A 20,580-nucleotide genomic window follows, 5' to 3' on the forward strand; every position below is an offset into this window, starting at 1 on the left:
GCGGGCGCCATATTCATAGTCAGTATAGCATTACTTGATTTGTTGAGCGTTCAAGACAGTTTTCATCGCGCCGTAGCCACCGAGGATATTGTGAATATCTTTGTAACCGAGTGATTGAAGGACACTTGCCGCCATGCGTGAGCGGACGCCTGATGCACAATGGACCGCAATCGTTTGGTCTTTCGGAAGCCCTTCGTGATCACGTGTGAGTTTACCGAGAAGGATACGCTCTGCCTTTTCGTAATGGCTTGCGTTCCATTCTGTCGCGTTACGAACGTCGAGGACGAACACGTCACCTTTTTCAGCAGCTTCGATCGCTTCCTCTGCTGTCACGTCCGTATACGTTTCCGTCGCGAGTGATGGGTCGAGTTCTTCGACAGGGACGATGAAACGAAGGCGATCGAGACCGATTGATTGAAGATCGGTTTGTACTTGATCAACGTTCTCTGCACTTGCGATAACCGTGATGTCTTTGTCGAAGTTGACGAGCCATCCCGCCCAAGAGACGAACTTGTTGTTGTATGGGATGTTGATTGTCCCTGGTACGTGACCATTTGCGAAGTCTTCGCCTTTACGTGTATCGACGACCTGTGTCTCTTCGACGAGTGTATCAAGACGGTCCGACCCGACGACTTCAGGACGAGCGATATCTGTCGTCACTTGAATGCCTTCTTTGTTCACTTTCTTCATCATGGCGAAGTAGTTCGGCGGTTCTGGTTGATCCGTCGTCAACTCTTTGATGAAGGCATCTTTGTCCGTCATTTGAAGCGCCCAGTTCGTCGCTTTTTCGTAACCGACCGTCGATGTTGGAATCGCACCGAGTGCTTTCCCGCAAGCACTGCCTGCACCGTGTCCTGGCCAGACTTGAACGAAGTCAGGAAGCGCCATGAACTTTTTGAGTGAATCAAACATTTGTTCCGCGCCAATTGCCGTCGTTCCTTTCACACCGGCTGCTTCTTCGAGAAGGTCAGGGCGACCGATATCTCCGACGAAGACGAAGTCTCCTGTGAAGATTCCCATCGGTTGTGTCTGGTTACGGTCATAAAGAAGGAACGAGATGTGTTCCGGTGTGTGACCAGGTGTATGCATGACTTCGAGTGTCACGTTTCCGATTTTGAACGTGTCGCCTTCTTTGACTAGTTGTGCGTCGATGTCTTTCGCGAATGCATACTTCCAAGAAGCATCACCTTCGTCTGATAGATAGGCTTTTGAACCTGTGCGCTTCGCGAGTTCGAGTGAACCCGATACAAAGTCCGCATGGATATGCGTCTCTGCCGTTGCGACGATGTTCATGCCTTCTTTTTTTGCTTCTTGAAGATAAGGCTCGATGTTACGGGCCGGATCGATGACGATTGCCTCGCCTGTCATTTGACAACCGACCATATATGAAGCTTGTGCTAGTTTCTCATCATAAAAATAACGTAATAGCATATAAATTTCCCCCTATGAGTAAAGTAATCGTTTATTCGACTTCGCCTTGCCAGCTCATCATCCCACCGTCGACGTTCGTGACGTCGAACCCGAGTGAGTCGAGATAAGCAGATGCGTTCATGCTGCGTCCACCGGCTGCGCAAATGACGTGAATCGGTTTAGAGCGATCGAGCTCATCGACTTTTGCCCCGAATTCAGAAAGTGGTACGTTTTTCGCTTGTTTGATGTGACCTCCAGCATATTCATCAACCTCTCGTACATCGATGAGGTTGAGTGAGTCGTCAGCTTGAAGTAACGCTTCTAATTCAGTAGTCGTAATCGTCTTCATGAGTCTTTGATCTCCTTTTCATGTTTAAGGTTTTTGGCAACGAGAATGTTTCGTTGGCTTTAATATACCCCCTAAGGTATAATGAGCGCAAGTGAAAAGAATTGGAGGGGAAAACATGAAGAGAATTTCCTTATTTGTTGGGATTTTGGTTTTAATGGCGATTTTTATCTTTGTAATCACATCAGAAAAGGATGGAATTACGAAAATTGACGTTAAAACTCTACAAAACAAATTGGAAAACGAGGAAATAACACTCCTTGACGTACGAGAAGTGTCAGAATACGAGGGGGGGCATATCGAGGGGGCGGTGAACGCACCACTTTCTTCATTAGATGCAAACCAACTGTCGTATCCGAAAGATGAACCGATCTATGTCATTTGTCGGAGCGGTAACCGAAGTGCCCAGGCCGCTAGCCAATTACAAGATGCCGGATATACAGACATTTATGATGTGTCGGGTGGCATGATGGCTTGGGAATCGATTGAATAAGTAGAGAATACGAAAACAAATGGAGGAGTCTATATGGAGTTCGGGTTTATCATTACAATCTTTCTAATTGGATTTATCGGGTCGTTCATTTCTGGGATGGTCGGGATTGGTGGGTCGATCATCAAATATCCGATGTTGTTGTACATTCCACCGCTTTTGGGATTTGCCGCTTTTAGCGCGCACGAGGTGTCTGGGATCAGTGCCATCCAAGTGTTCTTTGCGACAATCGGTGGGATTTATGCCTATCGTAAAGGTGGATACTTAAACAAGCAGTTGATTCTTTACATGGGTGTGGCCGTCTTGATCGGAAGTTTTATCGGGGGATACGGATCGACCATTTTATCTGAGACGATGATTAATGTCGTATATGCCATCCTTGCGACGATTGCGACGATCATGATGTTCTTGCCGAAACCACAAGTGGACGACATGCCACTCGACCAAGTGCAGTTCAACAAGGTGATCGCGGCAAGTTCAGCGTTCATCGTGGGAATCGCAGCTGGTATCGTCGGGGCAGCGGGGGCATTCATTCTCATGCCGATCATGCTTGTCGTCTTACGGATCCCGACGAAGATGGCGATCGCGAGTTCACTCGCCATCACGTTTATTTCGTCGATTGGTTCGACGTTCGGTAAAATCATTACCGACCAAATCGTTTGGGAGCCAGCTATCATCATGATTATCGCGAGTCTAATCGCCGCGCCGATCGGGGCAAATGTCGGGAAAAATATGAATACGAAAGCACTCCAATGGATTTTGGCGTTACTCATTTTAGCGAGTACCGTTAAAATTTGGAGCGACTTGATTTCATGAAAAAATCACGATGCCTATATTCTGGCATCGTGATTTTTTTGCGTTACTTCGTAATGAAATAATAGAGAAGTCCGAGTCCGATAAACGAGACAGGGAGCAAGATGATGTAGAGCCAAGAAACCATCGACCAGCTCTTCTTTTGGCTATACGTGGAGCGGTCTTTCCCGAGACCGACCATGATGGTGAAAATGAGTGCAATCAAACAGACGAGCAATGCTAACCCAATCGTGAGAGCCATGTTGTCACATCCTTTTCCAAACTTGTTATCTTCATCATATCGTATGCACCGAAGAGACTTTCGACAGAATGTTGAGGTTGTGTGACAAAGGTGAAGGAGAAGAGTCACACTTACAAAATCATACAAGAAAAATCCCTTGTCACTCGAACGAATCGAATGAAAGGGATTGAATGTTTATTCCGCGAACGTTTTGCTACGGAACATAAAGGCCGTGATGAGATAGAAGGCGATGATATGAAGGGCGACATAGAAGATCGAGAAGCCCATCGTAGCGTCCATCGCTTTCATAAACTCAGGGTTAACGTCATAAATCGAAAGGTCGGTATGCAAGAAGACGATCCATTTTGCGAGTTCAGGTTTCCAGGCGACGAGAAGCCCACCGATGATACTTGAGGCAAAGTTCGCGAGCACCGTGAAACCGATGACGACACCGACCGATTTGAAGACGACCGAGAACATAAGCGTCAAGAAGATGATGAAGATCGGTCCACTCACGCTGATGAGGATTGGTCGCACGACGTCCCATGTGACAGAACCGTCTAACGTGAGTGAGAACCCGAACGCGACGATTAGGATAAAGACGAATTGGAGCAACATGACGAGGACGGACATGACGAGTTTTGATAATAAGATGCGGTCTCGAGAATACGGACTCATCAAGAGATGCTTCAACGTATCAAATTTCAGCTCATTCCCGACCATCTCGGCCGTGAAGACGATGGTAAAGATGCTGAGGAAGGCGATGGCGCCCATCGTTGAGAATTCAAAGAACGATGCCGCTTCCGGTGTACCATTTCCGCTCGCCAATACGGCGTATACGATGAGAATGATCGCGGTGTATACGCCTAAGGCGACGTAAGGTTTAATCGTGCGACGCCACTTCATCCATTCATTGCTGAGTAATGAACGCATTGTTTGTACCTCCTTCTTTTTTCGTCAATTTCAAGAATTGTTCTTCGAGCGACTCGTGCTTCATCCCGATCTGGTAGACGGCGATGTCACGCTCGATCAACTGTTTCAATAAGACAGGGATATCCGTTTCCTGACGTGGCACGATGAACGATTCGGCAGACTGTTGAATGATTTTCACATCATCGAAAGCGAGAGCCGCGACGTCGAGCGCATCGCTCATCTGCTCTTTCGCGACTTTACAAAGGATGACGCTATCTGCTTTCGTCTGTCCGTCTTCCACCGACTTGATTTGTCCTTGGTCGATGATGGCAAAGCGGTCCGTGATCAATTCCATTTCGCTCAACAAGTGACTCGAAATGAGGATGGCAATCCCGCGATGGTCAGCGAGGTGACGTAAGTAATTTCGAAGATCGGCGATTCCGGCTGGGTCGAGACCGTTTGTCGGCTCATCAAGGATAAGTACTTTAGGATTATGCAACAAGGCACGGGCAATCCCGAGGCGCTGTTTCATCCCGAGCGAGTATTGTTTGACTTTCATATCGAGCTTTCCGTCGAGTCCGACGAGCGCACCAAGTGCGTTCAAATCGACTTTCTTTAAGTTCGGGATCAAGTTCATGGCATGAATCAAGTTCTCACGACCGGTCATGTACGGATAAAACGCCGGATTCTCGACGATGGCTCCGATTCGGCTAAGTGCCTCTTGGCGGTTGTTCGCGACGTCATACCCATCGACCGTCACGGTACCGTGTGTTGCAGGCATGAGGCCTGTAATGATTCGGATCGTCGTTGTTTTCCCGGCGCCGTTCGGTCCGAGGAAACCAAAGATTTCACCTGGGACGACATCAAAACTGACATTCGTCAATACCGTTGCTTTTCCCATTTTCTTATGGACATTTTGTACGGATAACATGTGGTCACCTATCTTTCTTTTTAAAAGTTTTAGTGTGCTTCCTACACCCCTTCTACGGCCTTGTATGAAATAAGGTTTCATCTTTTTTTGAAATTGTTGAAACAAATGAGTTGAGACACATTTTATCGATAAGCAAAACTTATCGAAATAGTATGGACGAATTGTGAATTTGTAAGGGTCTTTCTCGCATGAAAGGTGTAGTATGAAGTTGAGCGTAAGAGGCAAGATTTGGTTTTGTTCACTAGGGTAAGGGAAGAGTGAACTGCTTCGGGCTACATGTTAAAATGAAAGCGTTCACAGATTGAACGTTTAGGAATGGATAAGGGGGATTTATTCAATGGGAGAGTCGTCGAATGTTCACGAGAAATCGCAAGCATTTTATGGTCCTAACTTAGGCTACATCATTGAACTATACGAACAATATTTGGAAGACCCGTCTTTAGTCGATGAGGAGACACGTCGTTACTTCGACGAGAACGGGGCACCAGAATCATCACCGACAGAAGTACCGGTATCGGGTCCGTCGTTTGACTTGGAGAAAGTCGTCTCGGCGACACGCCTCGTCAACGATATCCGTGCGTTCGGTCATAAGGCGGCTGATATCTATCCATTGAAAGATCATCCGCGGGAACAGGAGTTATTCGAGCTGTCTCGTTACGATTTGACAGAAGAAGATTTGAAACAAATTCCGGCTCGTCTTCTTTCGGACGATGCACCGAAACCGAACGCGAGTGCCCTCGAATTATTCCGTCACTTGCTCGACGTCTACACAGGAACGGTCGCGATTGAACTTCGCCATTTGGACGATATGGAAGAGAAGAAGTGGATTCGCCGTCAAATCGAGCAAGGTGCATTGAAGCAATCCTTCTCGAAAGAAGAAAAAATCGAATTGTTCAAACGTCTGGCTGAGACAGAACTGTTTGAATCATTCCTTCATAAGACATACGTCGGACAGAAACGCTTCTCCATCGAAGGATTGGATGCGATGGTGCCGTTACTCGACGCGATGGTCGGCGGACTCATCTCGAGCGGGTCTGAACACATCAACATCGGGATGGCGCACCGGGGACGTCTGAACGTACTCGCTCACGTACTCGGCAAGCCGTACGAGATGATCTTTGCGGAGTTCCAGCACGCACCGAACAAAGAATTGATTCCGTCTGAAGGATCAATTGGGATCAACTTCGGTTGGTCAGGCGACGTGAAATATCACCTCGGTCTTGACCGAAAAGTGCTCGAGCAACAAAAAGAAGTACGTCTCAACTTGGCGAACAACCCGAGTCACCTTGAATTCGTTGGATCTGTCGTCGAAGGGTACACACGTGCTGCACAAGATGACCGTTCTGAGAAAGGATCGGCTGTTCAACACGATGATTTGGCAGCCTCGATCTTGATTCACGGGGATGCGGCCTTCCCAGGACAAGGAATTGTCGCGGAGACGCTCAACATGACGAATTTGACGGGTTACCGTACAGGTGGGACAGTTCATGTCATCGCCAACAACACGATCGGTTTCACGACGGACCCGAACGATTCACGCTCGACACGTTACGCGAGTGATATCGCCAAAGGATATGAAATCCCGGTCTTACACGTGAATGCGGATGACCCAGAAGCATGTGTCGCCGTCGCGAAGCTGATCAGTGAATATCGTGCCAAGTTCCATAAAGACATCTTGGTCGATTTGATTGGGTATCGTCGTTACGGTCATAACGAAATGGACGAACCGATGAACACGAACCCGGTTCTTTATAAAGCGATCAAAGGACATCAGTCTGTCCGTCACGTATATGCCGAGCAACTTGAGGCAGAAGGCGTCATGACAAAAGACGAAAAAGCACAAATCGAACAGAAAATCGAAGAGGCACTTAAAGCAGCGCGTGACCTCGTTCCTTCTGAAGAAGAGGATGCTGACATCGTCTTACCGGACGCGGTCCATAAAGGATTCCCGAAAGTCGATACGAGCGTGAAACTCGAACTCCTCACGCAATTGAATGAAGAGTTATTGGACTGGCCAGAAGGCTTCGGAGTCTTCCATAAGCTTCAAAAAGTACTCGACCGTCGCCGTGACGCCTTCGGTGAAGGTGGGAAAATCGATTGGGGTCATGCGGAAACGCTCGCCTTCGCTTCGATTCTTTCAGACGGTACGCCGGTTCGCTTGAGCGGTCAAGATTCGGAGCGCGGAACGTTCGCCCAACGGAACATCATGTTGAACGATGTCGAGTCAGGGAAGAAGTTCTCGCCACTCCATCAGCTGTCGACGGCGAAAGCTTCGTTCTCTGTCTACAACAGCCCGCTTTCTGAAGGATCGGTACTCGGATTTGAGTACGGCTATAATGTGTTCGCCCAAGACACGCTCGTCTTATGGGAAGCGCAATACGGTGACTTTGCGAACTCTGCGCAGGTCATGTTCGACCAGTTCATCTCGGCAGGTCGCGCGAAATGGGGTCAAAAATCAGGGCTTGTCATGCTCTTGCCACACGGTTATGAAGGACAAGGTCCGGAGCACTCGAGTGCACGGATGGAGCGTTACTTGACGCTTGCCGGGGAGAAAAACTGGACAGTCGCAAACCTTTCGTCTGCGGCACAATACTTCCATATCCTCCGTCGCCAAGCCGAGATGCTCGGCAAAGAAGAGATTCGTCCGATGATCATCATGACACCGAAGAGTCTGCTTCGTCATCCGCTCGCGACGTCACCAATCGAGGCGTTCACGGAAGAGAGTTTCAAACCAATCGTTGAACAGCCAGGTCTCGGTGAACAGGCGGAGAAAGTCGAACGTCTCGTCTTCTGCACAGGGAAGATGGCGATCGACCTCGCGGAAGCGGTCGGCAAGTCAGAAGAGTCACTCGACTTCTTGCACATCATCCGAGTCGAAGAGATTTATCCGTTCCCGGTACGCGAGATTCGTGACGTCATTAGCCGTTATCCGAATGCACGTGAAATCGTCTGGGTACAAGAAGAACCGAAAAACATGGGGGCTTGGACGTACATCGAGCCTCGTCTTGAAGCAGTCACAACGAACCGACTCGACGTTCGTTACATCGGTCGTCGTCGTCGCTCGAGCCCGGCTGAAGGAAATCCGACAGCCCATAAACAAGAACAAGCACGCATCATCCGTGAAGCACTTTCTCGTGACGTCGTCTCGAGCGGTGCAGGCACGAGCACATACCAAAAAGATCGTAAATAAGTTAAGGGGGAACTCATTGTGGTCGAAATTAAAGTACCTGAATTAGCAGAATCCATTACGGAAGGAACGGTCGCGACGTGGCTCAAACAGCCAGGCGACCAAGTTGAAAAAGGGGAAGCCATCGTTGAACTCGAGACGGATAAAGTCAATATCGAAGTCCCAGCTGGCGAAGCGGGTGTGTTAGAAGAACAACTTGCCGGAGAAGGGGATACGGTTCAAGTTGGTGACGTCATCGCACGTCTCGGTTCAGGTTCTGGTGGCGGAACGGCTGTCGCGACGAAGACGAAGACAGAAAACGCGACAGAAACGAAAACAGAAGCGCCGACTGAGAAGAAAACGGAGTCTGTTGAAGAAGGTAAGAAAGTGGAGAAACGTGAAGAGCACGTCGCGAGCCCTGGTAAAGGTCCAATCGCAACACCTGCTGCACGCAAGCTCGCTCGTGAGAAAGGCATCGATCTCTCAGCTGTTCAAACGAATGATCCGATAGGACGCATCAACGTCCATGACGTGTCAAAACATGAAGACAAACCAGCTGTAAAAGAACAAAAACCAGCTGCCGCAGCACCTGCACCACAACCGGCTGCGAGTGGGAAAGAAGAAGAGCGCATCAAGATGACACGTCGTCGTCAAACGATTGCGAACCGTCTCGTAGAAGTACAACAGACGGCAGCGATGCTCACGACGTTCAACGAAATCGATATGTCGGCGGTCATGGCTCTCCGTAAACGTCGCCAAGAGAAGTTCGTGAAAGACAACGATGTCAAACTTGGTTTCATGTCATTCTTCACGAAAGCAGCGGTAGCCGCTCTCAAGCGCATGCCTTACTTGAACGCTGAAATCCAAGGCAATGAAATCGTCTTGAAGAAATATTACGATATCGGGATTGCCGTATCGGCGCCAGACGGTCTCGTCGTGCCGGTCGTCCGTGAAGCGGATCGCAAAAACTTCGGTGAAATCGAGAAAGACATCCTTCACCTTGCGGACAAAGCGCGTAACAACAAGCTTGGTTTGAGCGACCTCACAGGAGGTACGTTCACGATCACAAACGGTGGCGTATTCGGTTCACTCCTTTCGACACCAATCTTGAATGGACCACAAGTCGCGATCCTCGGGATGCACTCAATTCAACTCCGCCCAGTCGCGATCGACGCAGACACGATGGAAAACCGTCCGATGATGTATGTTGCCCTCTCGTATGACCACCGAATCGTAGATGGTCGTGAGGCTGTCACATTCCTGAAGCACATCAAAGACATGATTGAAGATCCGGAACAATTGTTGTTCGAAGCATAAGATGAAAACGAAGTACTCGCTCTTAAATCAGGGGCGGGTACTTTTTTGTATGAGGTCAACCCAAAAAACCTTTTATTGGAATTTTTGTCAGGGCATATATGTTATCCTTGATAGAGCGAATCAAGAAAAGGGTGTGAATCGTAAATGAAATGGAAAAAATGGCTTCCTTGGATAGGACTTGTCTTCGTTGTAGTGATCATGGCTACATATGCGCTCTATCAATATTGGATGGGACCGAATCAAAATGAGCTCGACCGAGACAATTTGACGAAAGAAGAGTATACCCGTGCACTTGAATTGATCGACATCATCAAAGAAGAAGACCCGCTCGGGCGACGTCAAAATGTGACGCGCCGCATCAACCCGCAGGAGACGACGGGCCTTGTCTTTGACGATGCGAAAAAATTGAACAAAGGGAATCTCGTCGATGCGATGCATTTGATGACACACCAAAAGATTTTGGCGACGGAAAAAGCGGGTGCCATCCCGATGACGCACGACAATTTGAAAGAGATACGAGACTATTTGGAGTTGCTACGCGAAAAAAATAAAATCAAAATGGAAGACTACCTTCAACTCGGCCAAATCATCGAACGATGGGAACAAGCCATCTTTGATGAGATTGACAAAGAGCAAGACGTTCTTCTAGAGGAAATGTACGCCGTCATCGGTTTCTCGAGCGGACTCGCGACGCGAGCGGAAGAAGAGTTGTTCATTTTGAATAACTTTGGAGAGGAATACGTGTATACGATGGACTTAGAGCCGATGCCAGAAGAGGAAGAGGAGCAACAAGAAGACAAAACATCTGAAACCGAAGAGTAAATCAAAAAGGAGTTCAAGTTGAACTCCTTTTTGTAATGGGCGCCCACAATCATTGGAACGACTCATGAAATGAAAGGCGCTGCTTCCCTTTCGCTTTTGACCGATACAAGGCATCGTCTGCTTGTTCGATGGCGACGTGGGGAGGTTCAGGGGGCGACCAAATCGATGCACCGATGCTTGCCCCGACCTTTACCGAGGCGAGATCGAGCATCACGGGTTGTGAAATGATATCGATGACTGACGTACCGATTTTATGAATTTCTTCCATCGAACAATCACGTCTCGGGAACATGAGGAAAAATTCGTCGCCGCTCAATCGGACCGGATACACGTCATCGATTTTGAGTGCTCGTAGCCGCTGTGCGATTTCAACTAACAACTCATCCCCGATCGCATGACCGTATGTATCGTTTACCGCCTTGAACCCATCGAGGTCGATATAAAAGAAAACGTATGGCTCTTTTGAAGTGTGCAATTGATTCAACTGTTCACGTAAGGCGACACGGTTTGAAAGACCGGTCAGCGCGTCACGATTCGCTAGTAGCTCGAAATGCACACGTTCCGATTCAGACTCGGTGAGAGAAGTGACGAGCGATTCTAGCGCGAATGCGAGCGACTCGATTTCTTCGATTCCAGATTGGTGTGGGAATTTGTCTACTTTTCCTTGCTCCATGAGCGAAGCCGTTTCAGTAATTCGTTTCAACGGTCTCGTCACGATGGAAGCGAGTAGCCAACCGAGTACGGCCGTCACAAGCGATGCGAATAAGCCGATCCACAAAATTCTCGTCTCTAGCGTCTCGACTGGTGCGAACGCGACCGCTGCCGGTTGACGGACGACGACACGCCAACCGAGTCCGGGGTATTCGTCATAACCTTCCCCGATTGACATGCCCGTCAAATATTCCTGTCCATCTTGCCATTCTTTCACGGAGGCCCCTTCCGTAAACGACACGGGTAGTGGTTTTCCGACCATATCGTCCGGACCGAGGAGCACCACGTTGTCTCGCTCACTGACAACGAACAGGTCCGTATCGTCGACTTGTTCATGGAGCGTCCGATTGAAATGTCCGAGCACCTCTTTTCCCCATGCCCAGCTCAAATGAGTGGCAAGCACTCCTTGAAACGTCCCGTCTTGGAATAGCGGGACACTGATATCGACGAATTGAAGCGCTTCCCCCGTCGGATTCGGCAATAATTCAGCTAAAAGGACCGCCTCGTGGACGTCTCCGATAAATGGTTTTTCTTTTGCTTCAAGAAAGACCGGACGTTCGGCGATGGACGCCTCTTCTAGTATACCGTTCGTGGAAGCGACGACGGTTCCTTCCGCATCGGTGACACCCATCCATGAAAATGCCGGGATGTTCGATTGGACTTGATCGAGCAGTCGTCGTGTCGCGTCTGGGTCTTCTAAATCGAGCCCCTGCAAGAGTTGAACCTCTTGATAGCGTGACCACATATAAAAGTCGAGTTTATCCGCCAATTGATGTGACGTCGTCGAAAGGCGTTCCCCAATTTCTTGTTCGAGCGAGTCAGATGCTCGGTGACTGATGAGGGATGTGAGTGCGATCGTCAGTAAAAAGACGAGCGTGGCAATGCTGAGCGCCAAAATGAGTCCGAGGCGCATCGTAAAAGACTTGATCATGCGAAAAAAACCTCCTAAAGCTTGAATTAAAGAGAATTATGAAAAACGAGTCGATATCATGATAGGAGGAAGAGCTTCCGCTATAATGAAAGACGAGTCAAAATAGATAGAGGTGAAGAGAATGAAAAAGAATCAATTATTGGTCATCTTGACCATCGTCGCTGTGGCATTGATTGCTTTGGTGTTCGTCTTGCTCAATCAAGATGAGACGCCAGTTGCCGACAGAGGCGATCACGTGTCAATCGAGGGACAGCCGACGCTTGGAGACCCGGACGCGAAAGTCTCGGTTGTCGAGTTCGGAGATTATAAATGTCCATCGTGTAAACAGTGGGGTGAAACGATCTACCCGCAACTAAAAGCGGACTATCTCGACAAGGAAGACGTCAGTTTCAGTTATATTAACGTCTTGTTCCACGGACAGGAATCGATTTTAGCTTCACTCGCGTCTGAGTCGGTATACGAGCAAGATCCTGAATCGTTCTGGAAGTTCCATAAAGCGCTCTACGACGCGCAGCCGGCTTCACAACAACACGACAACGCATGGGTGACGGTCGAGAAGTTGAAAGAAATCGCGGGCGAGACGACATCGGTCGACTTGGCAAAACTCGAACAAGACCTCGGTGAAAATTCGACCGTACTTGAGAAAGTGAGCACGGACGACGGTCTTGTAAAAGAGAACGGTGTTCAATTCACACCATCGATCATGATTAACGGTGTGATGCTCGAGGACCCGTTCGATTACGAACAAATTCAGCAGTTGATTGAGCAGGATTTATAAGATGAAGTCATTTTTCGAAAAATATGGACTGTATCTCGCTTGGCTTGTCGCATTGACGGCGACGCTTGGGAGTCTCTATTTCAGTGAGATTCGCGAGTTTGTGCCATGTGAGCTATGCTGGATTCAACGTATCTTTATGTATCCGCTGACGATCCTCTTGGGAATCGCTGTCTTCACGGACGATCGGGCGGTGCGGAAATATGTGTTACCGCTTACTATCATAGGCGGTATTGTTTCACTTTACCATTACTTGGTACAAAAAGTGCCTGGATTTGCAGAAATTCAGCCTTGTGCACAAGGTGTTCCGTGTAGCGGTCAATATATCAACTGGTTCGGATTCATCACGATTCCGTTTCTCGCATTGACGGCTTTCACGCTCATCACGATCCTCATGTGGAATGTCAAAAAGCGATAAGGAGTTGGAACGTGTGAAGAAATGGTGGATTGGTAGTTTGATGACGATGCTCATCGTCCTAGCAGGATGTGGACAAGAGATTGAGGACCCGCTCAACTGGGAAATCGAATCGTTCGAATACATGAACCAAGAAGAAGAAATGGTCAGCCTCGACGATTTAAAAGGGAAAGTGTGGATGGCGGACTTCGTCTTTACAAGCTGTGAGACAGTCTGCCCGCCGATGACGTACAATATGACGAAGCTGAATGAAGCGCTCGAGGAAGAGGGTGTCGAAGACGTGCAGTTCGTCTCGTTCAGTGTCGACCCGACCGTGGACACTCCGGAGAAGATGAAAGCATTCATGAGTGACTATGACCTTGCGAAAGCGGACTGGCAGTTCTTGTCGGGTTACTCGCAAGATGAAATTCAGACATTCGCCCAAGAGAACTTCAAAGCACTCGTCCGAAAGCCTGACGAAGGCACACAAGTCGATCATGGCACGTATTTCTATCTAGTCGATCAGGAAGGGAAAATCATCAAAGCATATCCTGGGTTCCAAAATGTCCCGACTGAAGATATCATCAACGACATTAAGATCTTGCAAAAGTCTTAAACTGAAGGCCTGTTCCACCAAAGCGGTGGGCAGGTCTTTTTGAATGATGAAACCTGGTATACTTGAGGGACTAGATTGGTTTCCCTGAAAAGGAGTGAACGGGATGAAAGACGTCTTGATTCAATACATGAAACGTTTTACGGATTTGAGTGATGACGAGTGTGCACGATTGACGGCCGATGTGCCGATTGCCACATTTCCGAAAGGGACGATTTTATTGCATCAAGGAGACGTCCCGACCAAATGTTATTTCGTACTGAGCGGTTGTATTCGTCAATATAAAGTCGACGAAGACGGGAACGAGCATACCGTCGATTTCATCACGGAAGAACAAAGTATCACCATATTGACGAAACATCATACAGATGGACGGTCCCCTTATTCGTTGACGTGTCTGGAGGAATGCTGTCTCGTCGTTGGAGACCTTGCGACAGAGCAGGAGCAATACGAGATGAATCCCGTCCTTGAGGCGATGACGCGTGACATGATGCAAGAAGACATGGGGACGATGCGAGATGCGTTCGCCTCATTCATGTCATCCACACCAGAGGAACGGTATCAGACCTTGATGGAGAAGAGACCCGATTTAGTCTATCGGGTCCCTCAGTATCAACTGGCGAGCTATCTCGGCATCACACCGGAATCACTCAGTCGGATCAAGAAGCGGGCGACGCGCCACCTTCGGATTGTCGAGTGAGTTCATGCATGGGAAGCGTTCTTCCTTTCACGAGTAACCATACGGCAAAGGCCAACTCCCCGACGAACATCGGGAGCATGAGGATGAGTTCGAGTAGAATCGCCAAGTCATCAAGTGTAGGGAATTGATAAAGGACATGGACGACCGTGTAGCTGAAGCCGGCAACGACGAGCAGGATTCCAATTGTTCTAGGAATGAGTCGGGTCCGTGCCGCCATCCATCCGACTGCGACGAGGTGAAGCCCGAATACAATCAAGCCGAAAGACCAGATGACCTCAAATGACGTGACTGTTTCATATACTTGTCTAGCTGAAGCAGATGTGTCGAGGAGGCGTTCGGCTTCGATGAGACGGATGACGGCGAACGCGAGAATGAGTGTATAGACGAAACGAAGGGTCCCGATGAGTAGAGCGAAGGTGACATGGAGCGGTTTGAAGAAACGGTAAAGCCCGTAGGCGACGATTAAGTCAAGCCCGACAATGATGCCCCAGCCGATGATCCCGAAACGGAACAGCGTCGGATGACTGACTAAGTTCTCATACGTTGTCATCGCTTCATTTTCGATGACGAGGGATTGATAGACGTATCCTTGCGCGAATAAGGCGACGAGTGCCATGAGGACGAGGGCGATTCCGGACCATAACGCGGCACGTCGCTGTGAACGGACAGATGAATGGTTCATGAGAAAAACTCCTTTCAAATGATCTTGTCTCTATCATATAAGGACAATAAAGGGGCCACATTGACTTAAGTCAAGAACACGCCATTTTTTTGAAAAATAAGTGAATCTGCATACTAACCGATATCAGATGGAGAAATGCACGCTATAATCAATGCAACGAACTTGTAGAAAAGAGGATCCAGATGAAAAAGACGATGTTGCTCTCATTAGTCGGAATGGCGGCTGTCACAGGAACGATTCTGACGCAGTACAAACCACTCGGAAGAAAACCGAAATCACTTCAATCCCCGAACCAGGTCAATGGAAAGTTCCGCAATCAATACGAGACGCCGATGAACTTTTCCGCGGAGGACATGGTGTCGATGGCTCGTGACTATCGCGACGTGACGTCGCTGCGTAAGCCGAGCGAACGTCTGCCGATCGTGCCAATCGATTTCGAAGAAAAGACGGGCTCGAGCTTCACGAGAATCTATTGGCTCGGTCATTCGGCACTGATGGTACAAATGGACGGGAAGACGATGCTTGTTGACCCGATGTTTGGACGCAGTCCATCGCCGCTCCCATTCGCCAAAAATGAGCGTTTCAGTGAAGACTTACCGTTCGACCTTGAGGACTTGCCTGAGATCGATGTCGTCTTGTTAACGCATGACCATTACGACCATCTCGACTATGGGACGATCCTTGCAATCAAAGACAAGGTTGCCATGTTCATCGTACCGCTTGGGGTAGGGAGTCATTTGAAACGATGGGGTGTCGGTGCTGAGCGAATCGTGGAGCGAGATTGGAATGAGTCATACACGTTCGGGAATTGGACGTTCGTATGTACGCCGGCACGTCACTTCTCCGGTCGTTCGCTGACGGATCGGAACAGCACGCTATGGGCATCATGGGTCGTCCTCGGTGAGACGGATCGTCTCTTCTTCAGCGGAGACAGCGGCTACGCACCTCACTTCAAGATGATTGGCGAACAGTACGGACCGTTTGATTTCGCCGCGCTCGAATGCGGACAATATGACGTGCGCTGGCCGGACGTCCATATGCAACCGGAAGAGACGGCACAAGCGTTTCGCGATCTACGCGCCGATCAGATGATGCCAATCCATTGGGGTGCGTTCACGCTGTCGTTCCACGATTGGTTCGACCCGGCGGAACAGATGGCGTCCCTCTTACCAAAAGAAGTAGTTCTCACTCCAAAGATTGGGGAGCGCATCACGCTCGACGGTCGGAATGATACGACGACGTGGTGGCGAGAACTCGAAGACGCAAACAAGCGATGACATCGGTCATCGCTTGTTTTTTGTTACGAAGAGATCTTCTCAGAAGCGTCTTCTTCGATATGCAGTTTATGTTTACGCGTATACACAAGGAACGCGGCTGTCATCGCGATCGAACTGATCCCAAACAAGACGACCATCAGCTGAAGTCCGATCAAGTCGAGGAAGAATCCTGTCACGAGTAGGACGACTTGGAAGATGATCCGGTCGAGCATGTTACGGAACGAGAAGAAGCGACCGTGATAATCTTTCGGCATCCGGGTCTGGAAAATCGTGATGGCCGTCGGGAAGAAGCAGCCGACCGAAAAGCCGAAGAGGACGAATGCGGCAATCGACATGAACGGAATATCTGCGAAATACAGCATCAATTGTGCGACACCGATCAAAAACGAGAACGAGAACAAAATCGAGAACGCCGAGAATTTTTCTCCAATCCGTTTGATCATGAAGGCACCTGTCATGAAGGCGAGTCCTTCGGCCGTATAAATCCATCCTTTGATCGCCGTCGAGTCCTGCAACTCACTGATGTTGATGACGAGCAAGTTGAACCCTCCGATAAAGAGGAGCGGGATGAGCGTCATGACGAGTGTCATGAAGATGACCGGGATTGATTTGATGATCGGGAAGACGTCTTTGAATCCGCTCGACGCCTTCGCATCGACTTTCTTCGCTGACGGTGTCTTCGTCTCATCAAGCTTCAAGAACAATGTCGCGACCGCAAGCAACAGATAGGCGACGAGCGAAAGGGCATAGACGTTACGAAGAGAGATGAGCGTCAACAGCACACCGGCGATCGCCGTCCCGATGACGCGTGATAGTGTCGAGACGTTCATATGGACGCCGTTCAAGGCGAGGAGTTCTCGTTCCTTCACGATGAGCGGAATCGCTGCCTGCAGAGCCGGGAAGTAAAAGGCTGCCGATCCTTGTAAAATGATCAAAAAGACGACCATCCACACGACCGAGTTCGTCTCAATCGCGACGAACATGAACAGCACACTAAGCGCTCGGACGATGCTTGAGATGAGCATGATGTTTTTCTTAGAGCCTTGGTCGGTCAAGCGTCCCGCGAGCGGACCGATGGCGACCCCGGCGAGTAAGCCGATGGCGAGAATGACCGCCTTCACAAAGTCAGAGGGGACACGGTCTTGCATGAATTCCAAATTGCCGATGATACCGAGCCATAGACCAAGACCGGCGACGAATTCGCCCGTCAAGATGATCCAGACGTTCCGATTTTTCCACATAGATGTAGTCCTCGATTCTTATATGCTAATCACTATTATCAAGTAGTAAGGTGGAGAATACCACAAAAAAGAAGCCGAATGTCGGCTTCTTCATCAATCAAATATCACAGTTGTCGTCGGTGCACGTCGCACCGTTCGAGAGGACTTGGATCGTCGGATTGTTCTCAGACCAGACTTTTTCGAGCACTTGCGTGAACGCTTCCGTCGGTTGAGCACCGGATACCCCGTATTTGTTATCGAATACGAAGAACGGCACACCCGTGATGCCGAGGTCGCTTGCACGTTTCTCTTCGGCACGAACGTCTTCCGTATATACGTCCGTCGTCAAGACGTCGCGTACCGCGTCACGGTCGAGGCCAACGCTTGTCGCGATGTCAAGGAGGACATCGTGGTTCCCGATGTGTTTGGCATCGACAAAGTAAGCCTGAAGCAACGCTTCTGACAATTCTTTTTCTTTACCGACCGTCTTCGCGTAATGCGTCAAACGATGTGAATCGAGCGTACCTGTGACGACCATGTTTTCAAAATCATAGTCGAGTCCGACTTCGCGGGCTTGGGCGGCGACTTGTGCAGTCGTACCTTTTGCCTGTTCGATCGGCATCTGATATTTTGTCGCGAGTGCCTCATAGATGGTACGTGAATCGTTCGTTGGGGCGTTCGGGTCGAGCTCGAAACTCTTGAATTCGACTTCCACTTGGTCCGCCTGTGGGAACTGTTCGAGCGCCTCTTCTAGACGACGCTTCCCGATATAACAAAACGGGCAGACATAATCTGACCATACTTCAATTTTCATAGTGAATCCCTCCTGTCCCTAGTGTAGAAAATCTTGAATTCAAAGTACAGGAAACGGCTCACAAAAAAAGCCCTCCCGGAGGAGGACTTAAAAGACGTACCAGAACACACAGACGAAGTGGGCGAAGCTTCCGAACAAGATGAACAAGTGGAACACTTCATGGAAGCCCCATCCTCGCCAGTTGACGAATTTCGGCTTGAACCCGTAGATGAGCCCACCAATCGTATACATGACACCCCCGAGGACGAGCCAGAAGATGCCGGCGTTGCCAATCACGTCATGGAGCGGCCCGATAAAGAAGACGGACAGCCAGCCCATGCCGATATAAAGCGCGGTCGATAAGAAACGCGGGGCATGGAACCAGACGAGCTTAAAGATGATCCCGAACAGGGCGAGTGCGTGTACCGTTCCGAAGAGAACCCAACGCGTCGGTCCCTCGAGCGCGAGTAGCGTGAGCGGCGCGTATGTACCCGCAATCAACGCGTAAATCATCGCATGATCGATTCTGCGGAAGAAGGCGATGACGTTCGGCGAGGCGATGATGCTATGGTAAAGACCTGAAGATAAGTAAAGAAAGACGAGGCTGATCCCGAATAGAATCGCAGCCATAATTGCAAGCGGCGAGCCGAGTAGGGATGCTTTGACGACCATCGCAATTAGCGCGATAAACGCAAGTACTGCACCCGCGAGATGCGTCAGCGCGTTAATCGGTTCACGGAAAATCGAATTCATGTAAAACACTCCTTATCACATCATGTAGTATCGATAACTACATGATATACTGAAGAGGAACAAACAGCAAGGTGTACCTTTCGACAAATGAGAGTTTTCTTTATACTTGAAGGTGAGGTGAAACGGATGAAAGCGAAAAATATTACCGAAACGGAAGGGACGCTCCCACGGGACGTATTGCCGACTGTCGATTTATACATGGACCAGGTCATCCAATTATTCGAGCAGCATTATGGGAAGATGAAGCGGGACGAGGATGAGACGATTTTGACGAAGACGATGATCAACAACTATGCCAAGGGCAAGTTGTTTCACCCTGTCAAAAATAAAAAGTATACGAATGAACATCTGATGTTACTCAGTTTGATCTATGAGATGAAAGGTCTCTTGTCGATCAGTGACATCAAGGAGACGCTCCGTCCGCTGAACGAGTCGGACGAGACTTTCTCACTCGAGGACTTTTATGAAGCGTATCAGGCCCAAAAAGTGAAGAATCTTGAAGCGTTTGAAGCCCAGGCGGACACGCTGTTACATGCATCGCTCGAAAAAGAGAGCGGTGTGCAGCGAACGCTCGCCATCGCATCCGCCGTACACATGAGTCACTTGTATCAACGATTGGCCGAGCAGTTAATTGACGATAAATAAAACAACTCCTCCGAGGGCAAATGTCCCACGGAGGAGTTGTTTTTTAGTTATTGATGTACTTCTCGTAAACCGTACCGAAGTCTTTTCGGTTCCACTCATGATAATGACGTTGTAGCCAATCGAACGAGTGCTCGTTCAATTCCTTGAACGTGTTCGGTACGTTCATGTCGCCTTCGCGGAGCCCGCTCAAAATCGACACCGAGTGTGTGAGCGACGTATTCGCATACTCCATCATACGACGACCTTCCCGCTGGATCTCTTCAATGGCAAGGAGTGCCTTATACAAATCTTTCACGTGCTCGATTTGCTTTTTGTTGATGTCAATCGAGTACGCTTTGTCGCCGATTGAGAATTTGACTTCGACATCGAGGTCGACTGTGCCAGCTGTCTCAAACATGACGTGTTTGATTGGATAGTGGGCATACGGATAACGATAGAGGACGCGCTTCGAACTGATGGCGCTCGTTCCATCGAGGTGAATCATCGACAAGTTGGTGAAACAATACTCATCTGATTTTGACTTGATCAAGAAATAAATCTTTTCATTGTCTTCATGAAGGACGTAATCATCCGCATCCGCCTTATCGAAGTCGGACGGATCAATCACCTCACCGATGTCGCTGAAGCCAGTCAAATCAGAAGCCAGTTTTTTGAACATG

Annotated in this window: 22 protein-coding genes; 11 read left to right on the plus strand and 11 right to left on the minus strand. The window is 49.0% G+C overall.

What is annotated here, in order from left to right; genetic code table 11:
- Window positions 1-30 precede the first annotated feature (30 nt).
- Both KNO91_RS00590 and KNO91_RS00595 read right to left on the minus strand, forming a co-directional pair.
- Window positions 31-1,431 carry an MBL fold metallo-hydrolase gene (locus KNO91_RS00590; RefSeq protein WP_214815586.1) on the minus strand — a complete coding sequence of 467 codons (1,401 nt, stop codon included), beginning with the start codon at window positions 1,429-1,431 and terminating at the stop codon, window positions 31-33.
- Between the two features lie 31 nt (window positions 1,432-1,462).
- Window positions 1,463-1,759, minus strand: coding sequence for a rhodanese-like domain-containing protein (locus KNO91_RS00595; RefSeq protein WP_015881009.1), 297 nt, complete (start codon window positions 1,757-1,759; stop codon window positions 1,463-1,465).
- A gap of 115 nt (window positions 1,760-1,874) precedes the next feature.
- Here KNO91_RS00595 and KNO91_RS00600 point away from each other — a divergent pair, with 115 nt between their 5' ends.
- Entirely contained in the window at window positions 1,875-2,249 is a 375-nt protein-coding gene (locus KNO91_RS00600; protein WP_251126494.1) for a rhodanese-like domain-containing protein, read from the plus strand.
- Window positions 2,250-2,282: 33 nt separating this feature from the next.
- Window positions 2,283-3,062: a sulfite exporter TauE/SafE family protein gene (locus tag KNO91_RS00605; protein ID WP_214815589.1), complete on the plus strand. Its 780-nt coding sequence runs from the start codon at window positions 2,283-2,285 to the stop codon at window positions 3,060-3,062.
- Window positions 3,063-3,105: 43 nt separating this feature from the next.
- On the opposite strand, the gene KNO91_RS00610 is transcribed toward KNO91_RS00605, so the two are convergent.
- The 3 genes from KNO91_RS00610 to KNO91_RS00620 form a co-directional block, all read right to left on the minus strand.
- Entirely contained in the window at window positions 3,106-3,300 is a 195-nt protein-coding gene (locus KNO91_RS00610) for a hypothetical protein (RefSeq protein ID WP_214696058.1), read from the minus strand.
- A 174-nt stretch (window positions 3,301-3,474) separates the two neighbouring features.
- Window positions 3,475-4,212, minus strand: a complete 738-nt coding sequence (locus tag KNO91_RS00615; protein ID WP_214789589.1) for an ABC transporter permease — start codon at window positions 4,210-4,212, stop codon at window positions 3,475-3,477.
- Window positions 4,190-5,092, minus strand: a complete 903-nt coding sequence (locus tag KNO91_RS00620) for an ABC transporter ATP-binding protein (RefSeq protein ID WP_251126495.1) — start codon at window positions 5,090-5,092, stop codon at window positions 4,190-4,192. Before KNO91_RS00620 ends, KNO91_RS00615 begins: the two co-directional genes overlap by 23 nt.
- A 367-nt stretch (window positions 5,093-5,459) precedes the next feature.
- Between KNO91_RS00620 and KNO91_RS00625 the strand changes: the two genes are divergently transcribed.
- The 3 genes from KNO91_RS00625 to KNO91_RS00635 all read left to right on the plus strand — a co-directional run bounded on the left by KNO91_RS00625 (window position 5,460) and on the right by KNO91_RS00635 (window position 10,427).
- Window positions 5,460-8,312, plus strand: coding sequence for a 2-oxoglutarate dehydrogenase E1 component (locus KNO91_RS00625; RefSeq protein ID WP_214815592.1), 2,853 nt, complete (start codon window positions 5,460-5,462; stop codon window positions 8,310-8,312).
- Window positions 8,313-8,330: 18 nt separating this feature from the next.
- Window positions 8,331-9,605 (plus strand): 2-oxoglutarate dehydrogenase complex dihydrolipoyllysine-residue succinyltransferase, encoded by a 1,275-nt coding sequence (odhB, locus tag KNO91_RS00630; RefSeq protein WP_214815595.1) that lies wholly within the window; start codon window positions 8,331-8,333, stop codon window positions 9,603-9,605.
- Between the two features lie 144 nt (window positions 9,606-9,749).
- The gene (locus tag KNO91_RS00635) at window positions 9,750-10,427 is read left to right on the plus strand and encodes a DUF6241 domain-containing protein (RefSeq protein ID WP_214794447.1); all 678 of its coding nucleotides are present in this window, start codon (window positions 9,750-9,752) and stop codon (window positions 10,425-10,427) included.
- Window positions 10,428-10,476: 49 nt separating this feature from the next.
- On the opposite strand, the gene KNO91_RS15425 is transcribed toward KNO91_RS00635, so the two are convergent.
- Window positions 10,477-12,069: a diguanylate cyclase domain-containing protein gene (locus tag KNO91_RS15425; protein ID WP_214815598.1), complete on the minus strand. Its 1,593-nt coding sequence runs from the start codon at window positions 12,067-12,069 to the stop codon at window positions 10,477-10,479.
- 121 nt (window positions 12,070-12,190) lie between these two features.
- Between KNO91_RS15425 and KNO91_RS00645 the strand changes: the two genes are divergently transcribed.
- The 4 genes from KNO91_RS00645 to KNO91_RS00660 all read left to right on the plus strand — a co-directional run bounded on the left by KNO91_RS00645 (window position 12,191) and on the right by KNO91_RS00660 (window position 14,551).
- Window positions 12,191-12,847, plus strand: a complete 657-nt coding sequence (locus tag KNO91_RS00645; RefSeq protein WP_214789579.1) for a DsbA family protein — start codon at window positions 12,191-12,193, stop codon at window positions 12,845-12,847.
- A 1-nt stretch (window position 12,848) separates the two neighbouring features.
- A complete protein-coding gene (locus KNO91_RS00650; protein ID WP_214794443.1) occupies window positions 12,849-13,262 on the plus strand; it encodes a disulfide oxidoreductase in 414 nt (137 codons plus the stop codon).
- The gene (locus tag KNO91_RS00655; RefSeq protein ID WP_371816622.1) at window positions 13,246-13,854 is read left to right on the plus strand and encodes an SCO family protein; all 609 of its coding nucleotides are present in this window, start codon (window positions 13,246-13,248) and stop codon (window positions 13,852-13,854) included. The genes KNO91_RS00650 and KNO91_RS00655 overlap by 17 nt, the downstream gene beginning before the upstream one ends.
- Before the next feature lie 103 nt (window positions 13,855-13,957).
- Window positions 13,958-14,551 (plus strand): Crp/Fnr family transcriptional regulator, encoded by a 594-nt coding sequence (locus tag KNO91_RS00660; RefSeq protein WP_214815602.1) that lies wholly within the window; start codon window positions 13,958-13,960, stop codon window positions 14,549-14,551.
- On the opposite strand, the gene KNO91_RS00665 is transcribed toward KNO91_RS00660, so the two are convergent.
- Window positions 14,511-15,233, minus strand: coding sequence for a DUF4386 domain-containing protein (locus tag KNO91_RS00665; RefSeq protein ID WP_214815605.1), 723 nt, complete (start codon window positions 15,231-15,233; stop codon window positions 14,511-14,513). The two genes, KNO91_RS00660 and KNO91_RS00665, sit on opposite strands and share 41 nt — an antisense overlap.
- A 182-nt stretch (window positions 15,234-15,415) precedes the next feature.
- Here KNO91_RS00665 and KNO91_RS00670 point away from each other — a divergent pair, with 182 nt between their 5' ends.
- Entirely contained in the window at window positions 15,416-16,510 is a 1,095-nt protein-coding gene (locus tag KNO91_RS00670; protein ID WP_214789571.1) for an MBL fold metallo-hydrolase, read from the plus strand.
- Between the two features lie 23 nt (window positions 16,511-16,533).
- On the opposite strand, the gene KNO91_RS00675 is transcribed toward KNO91_RS00670, so the two are convergent.
- The 3 genes from KNO91_RS00675 to trhA all read right to left on the minus strand — a co-directional run bounded on the left by KNO91_RS00675 (window position 16,534) and on the right by trhA (window position 19,276).
- A complete protein-coding gene (locus KNO91_RS00675) occupies window positions 16,534-17,751 on the minus strand; it encodes an MFS transporter (protein WP_214815608.1) in 1,218 nt (405 codons plus the stop codon).
- 97 nt (window positions 17,752-17,848) lie between these two features.
- Window positions 17,849-18,544, minus strand: a complete 696-nt coding sequence (locus KNO91_RS00680) for a DsbA family oxidoreductase (protein ID WP_214789567.1) — start codon at window positions 18,542-18,544, stop codon at window positions 17,849-17,851.
- Between the two features lie 87 nt (window positions 18,545-18,631).
- Window positions 18,632-19,276 (minus strand): PAQR family membrane homeostasis protein TrhA, encoded by a 645-nt coding sequence (gene trhA, locus KNO91_RS00685; RefSeq protein ID WP_214789565.1) that lies wholly within the window; start codon window positions 19,274-19,276, stop codon window positions 18,632-18,634.
- Between the two features lie 126 nt (window positions 19,277-19,402).
- Between trhA and KNO91_RS00690 the strand changes: the two genes are divergently transcribed.
- Entirely contained in the window at window positions 19,403-19,921 is a 519-nt protein-coding gene (locus KNO91_RS00690; protein WP_214816068.1) for a DUF1836 domain-containing protein, read from the plus strand.
- Between the two features lie 43 nt (window positions 19,922-19,964).
- Here KNO91_RS00690 and KNO91_RS00695 read toward each other — a convergent pair whose 3' ends face one another.
- Window positions 19,965-20,579 carry a PH domain-containing protein gene (locus KNO91_RS00695; protein ID WP_214789561.1) on the minus strand — a complete coding sequence of 205 codons (615 nt, stop codon included), beginning with the start codon at window positions 20,577-20,579 and terminating at the stop codon, window positions 19,965-19,967.
- Between the last annotated feature and the right edge of the window lies 1 nt (window position 20,580).

It is taken from the genome of Exiguobacterium sp. s59, from assembly GCF_018617475.1.
GTDB classification, from domain to species: domain Bacteria; phylum Bacillota; class Bacilli; order Exiguobacteriales; family Exiguobacteriaceae; genus Exiguobacterium; species Exiguobacterium aestuarii.

Excerpts from the sequence above, each read along its gene's own strand:
- KNO91_RS00605 (WP_214815589.1), top strand. The coding sequence starts at position 2,283 with ATGGAGTTCGGGTTTATCATTACAATCTTTCTAATTGGATTTATCGGG.
- KNO91_RS00670 (WP_214789571.1), top strand. The coding sequence starts at position 15,416 with ATGAAAAAGACGATGTTGCTCTCATTAGTCGGAATGGCGGCTGTCACA.
- KNO91_RS00680 (WP_214789567.1), bottom strand. The coding sequence starts at position 18,544 with ATGAAAATTGAAGTATGGTCAGATTATGTCTGCCCGTTTTGTTATATC.
- KNO91_RS00690 (WP_214816068.1), top strand. The coding sequence starts at position 19,403 with ATGAAAGCGAAAAATATTACCGAAACGGAAGGGACGCTCCCACGGGAC.
- KNO91_RS00615 (WP_214789589.1), bottom strand. The coding sequence starts at position 4,212 with ATGCGTTCATTACTCAGCAATGAATGGATGAAGTGGCGTCGCACGATT.
- KNO91_RS00660 (WP_214815602.1), top strand. The coding sequence starts at position 13,958 with ATGAAAGACGTCTTGATTCAATACATGAAACGTTTTACGGATTTGAGT.
- KNO91_RS00675 (WP_214815608.1), bottom strand. The coding sequence starts at position 17,751 with ATGTGGAAAAATCGGAACGTCTGGATCATCTTGACGGGCGAATTCGTC.
- KNO91_RS00590 (WP_214815586.1), bottom strand. The coding sequence starts at position 1,431 with ATGCTATTACGTTATTTTTATGATGAGAAACTAGCACAAGCTTCATAT.
- KNO91_RS00610 (WP_214696058.1), bottom strand. The coding sequence starts at position 3,300 with ATGGCTCTCACGATTGGGTTAGCATTGCTCGTCTGTTTGATTGCACTC.
- KNO91_RS00600 (WP_251126494.1), top strand. The coding sequence starts at position 1,875 with ATGAAGAGAATTTCCTTATTTGTTGGGATTTTGGTTTTAATGGCGATT.
- KNO91_RS00645 (WP_214789579.1), top strand. The coding sequence starts at position 12,191 with ATGAAAAAGAATCAATTATTGGTCATCTTGACCATCGTCGCTGTGGCA.
- KNO91_RS00665 (WP_214815605.1), bottom strand. The coding sequence starts at position 15,233 with ATGAACCATTCATCTGTCCGTTCACAGCGACGTGCCGCGTTATGGTCC.
- KNO91_RS00625 (WP_214815592.1), top strand. The coding sequence starts at position 5,460 with ATGGGAGAGTCGTCGAATGTTCACGAGAAATCGCAAGCATTTTATGGT.
- KNO91_RS00595 (WP_015881009.1), bottom strand. The coding sequence starts at position 1,759 with ATGAAGACGATTACGACTACTGAATTAGAAGCGTTACTTCAAGCTGAC.
- KNO91_RS00635 (WP_214794447.1), top strand. The coding sequence starts at position 9,750 with ATGAAATGGAAAAAATGGCTTCCTTGGATAGGACTTGTCTTCGTTGTA.
- KNO91_RS00655 (WP_371816622.1), top strand. The coding sequence starts at position 13,246 with ATGTCAAAAAGCGATAAGGAGTTGGAACGTGTGAAGAAATGGTGGATT.
- KNO91_RS00695 (WP_214789561.1), bottom strand. The coding sequence starts at position 20,579 with ATGTTCAAAAAACTGGCTTCTGATTTGACTGGCTTCAGCGACATCGGT.
- KNO91_RS00650 (WP_214794443.1), top strand. The coding sequence starts at position 12,849 with ATGAAGTCATTTTTCGAAAAATATGGACTGTATCTCGCTTGGCTTGTC.
- trhA (WP_214789565.1), bottom strand. The coding sequence starts at position 19,276 with ATGAATTCGATTTTCCGTGAACCGATTAACGCGCTGACGCATCTCGCG.
- KNO91_RS00620 (WP_251126495.1), bottom strand. The coding sequence starts at position 5,092 with ATGGGAAAAGCAACGGTATTGACGAATGTCAGTTTTGATGTCGTCCCA.
- KNO91_RS15425 (WP_214815598.1), bottom strand. The coding sequence starts at position 12,069 with ATGATCAAGTCTTTTACGATGCGCCTCGGACTCATTTTGGCGCTCAGC.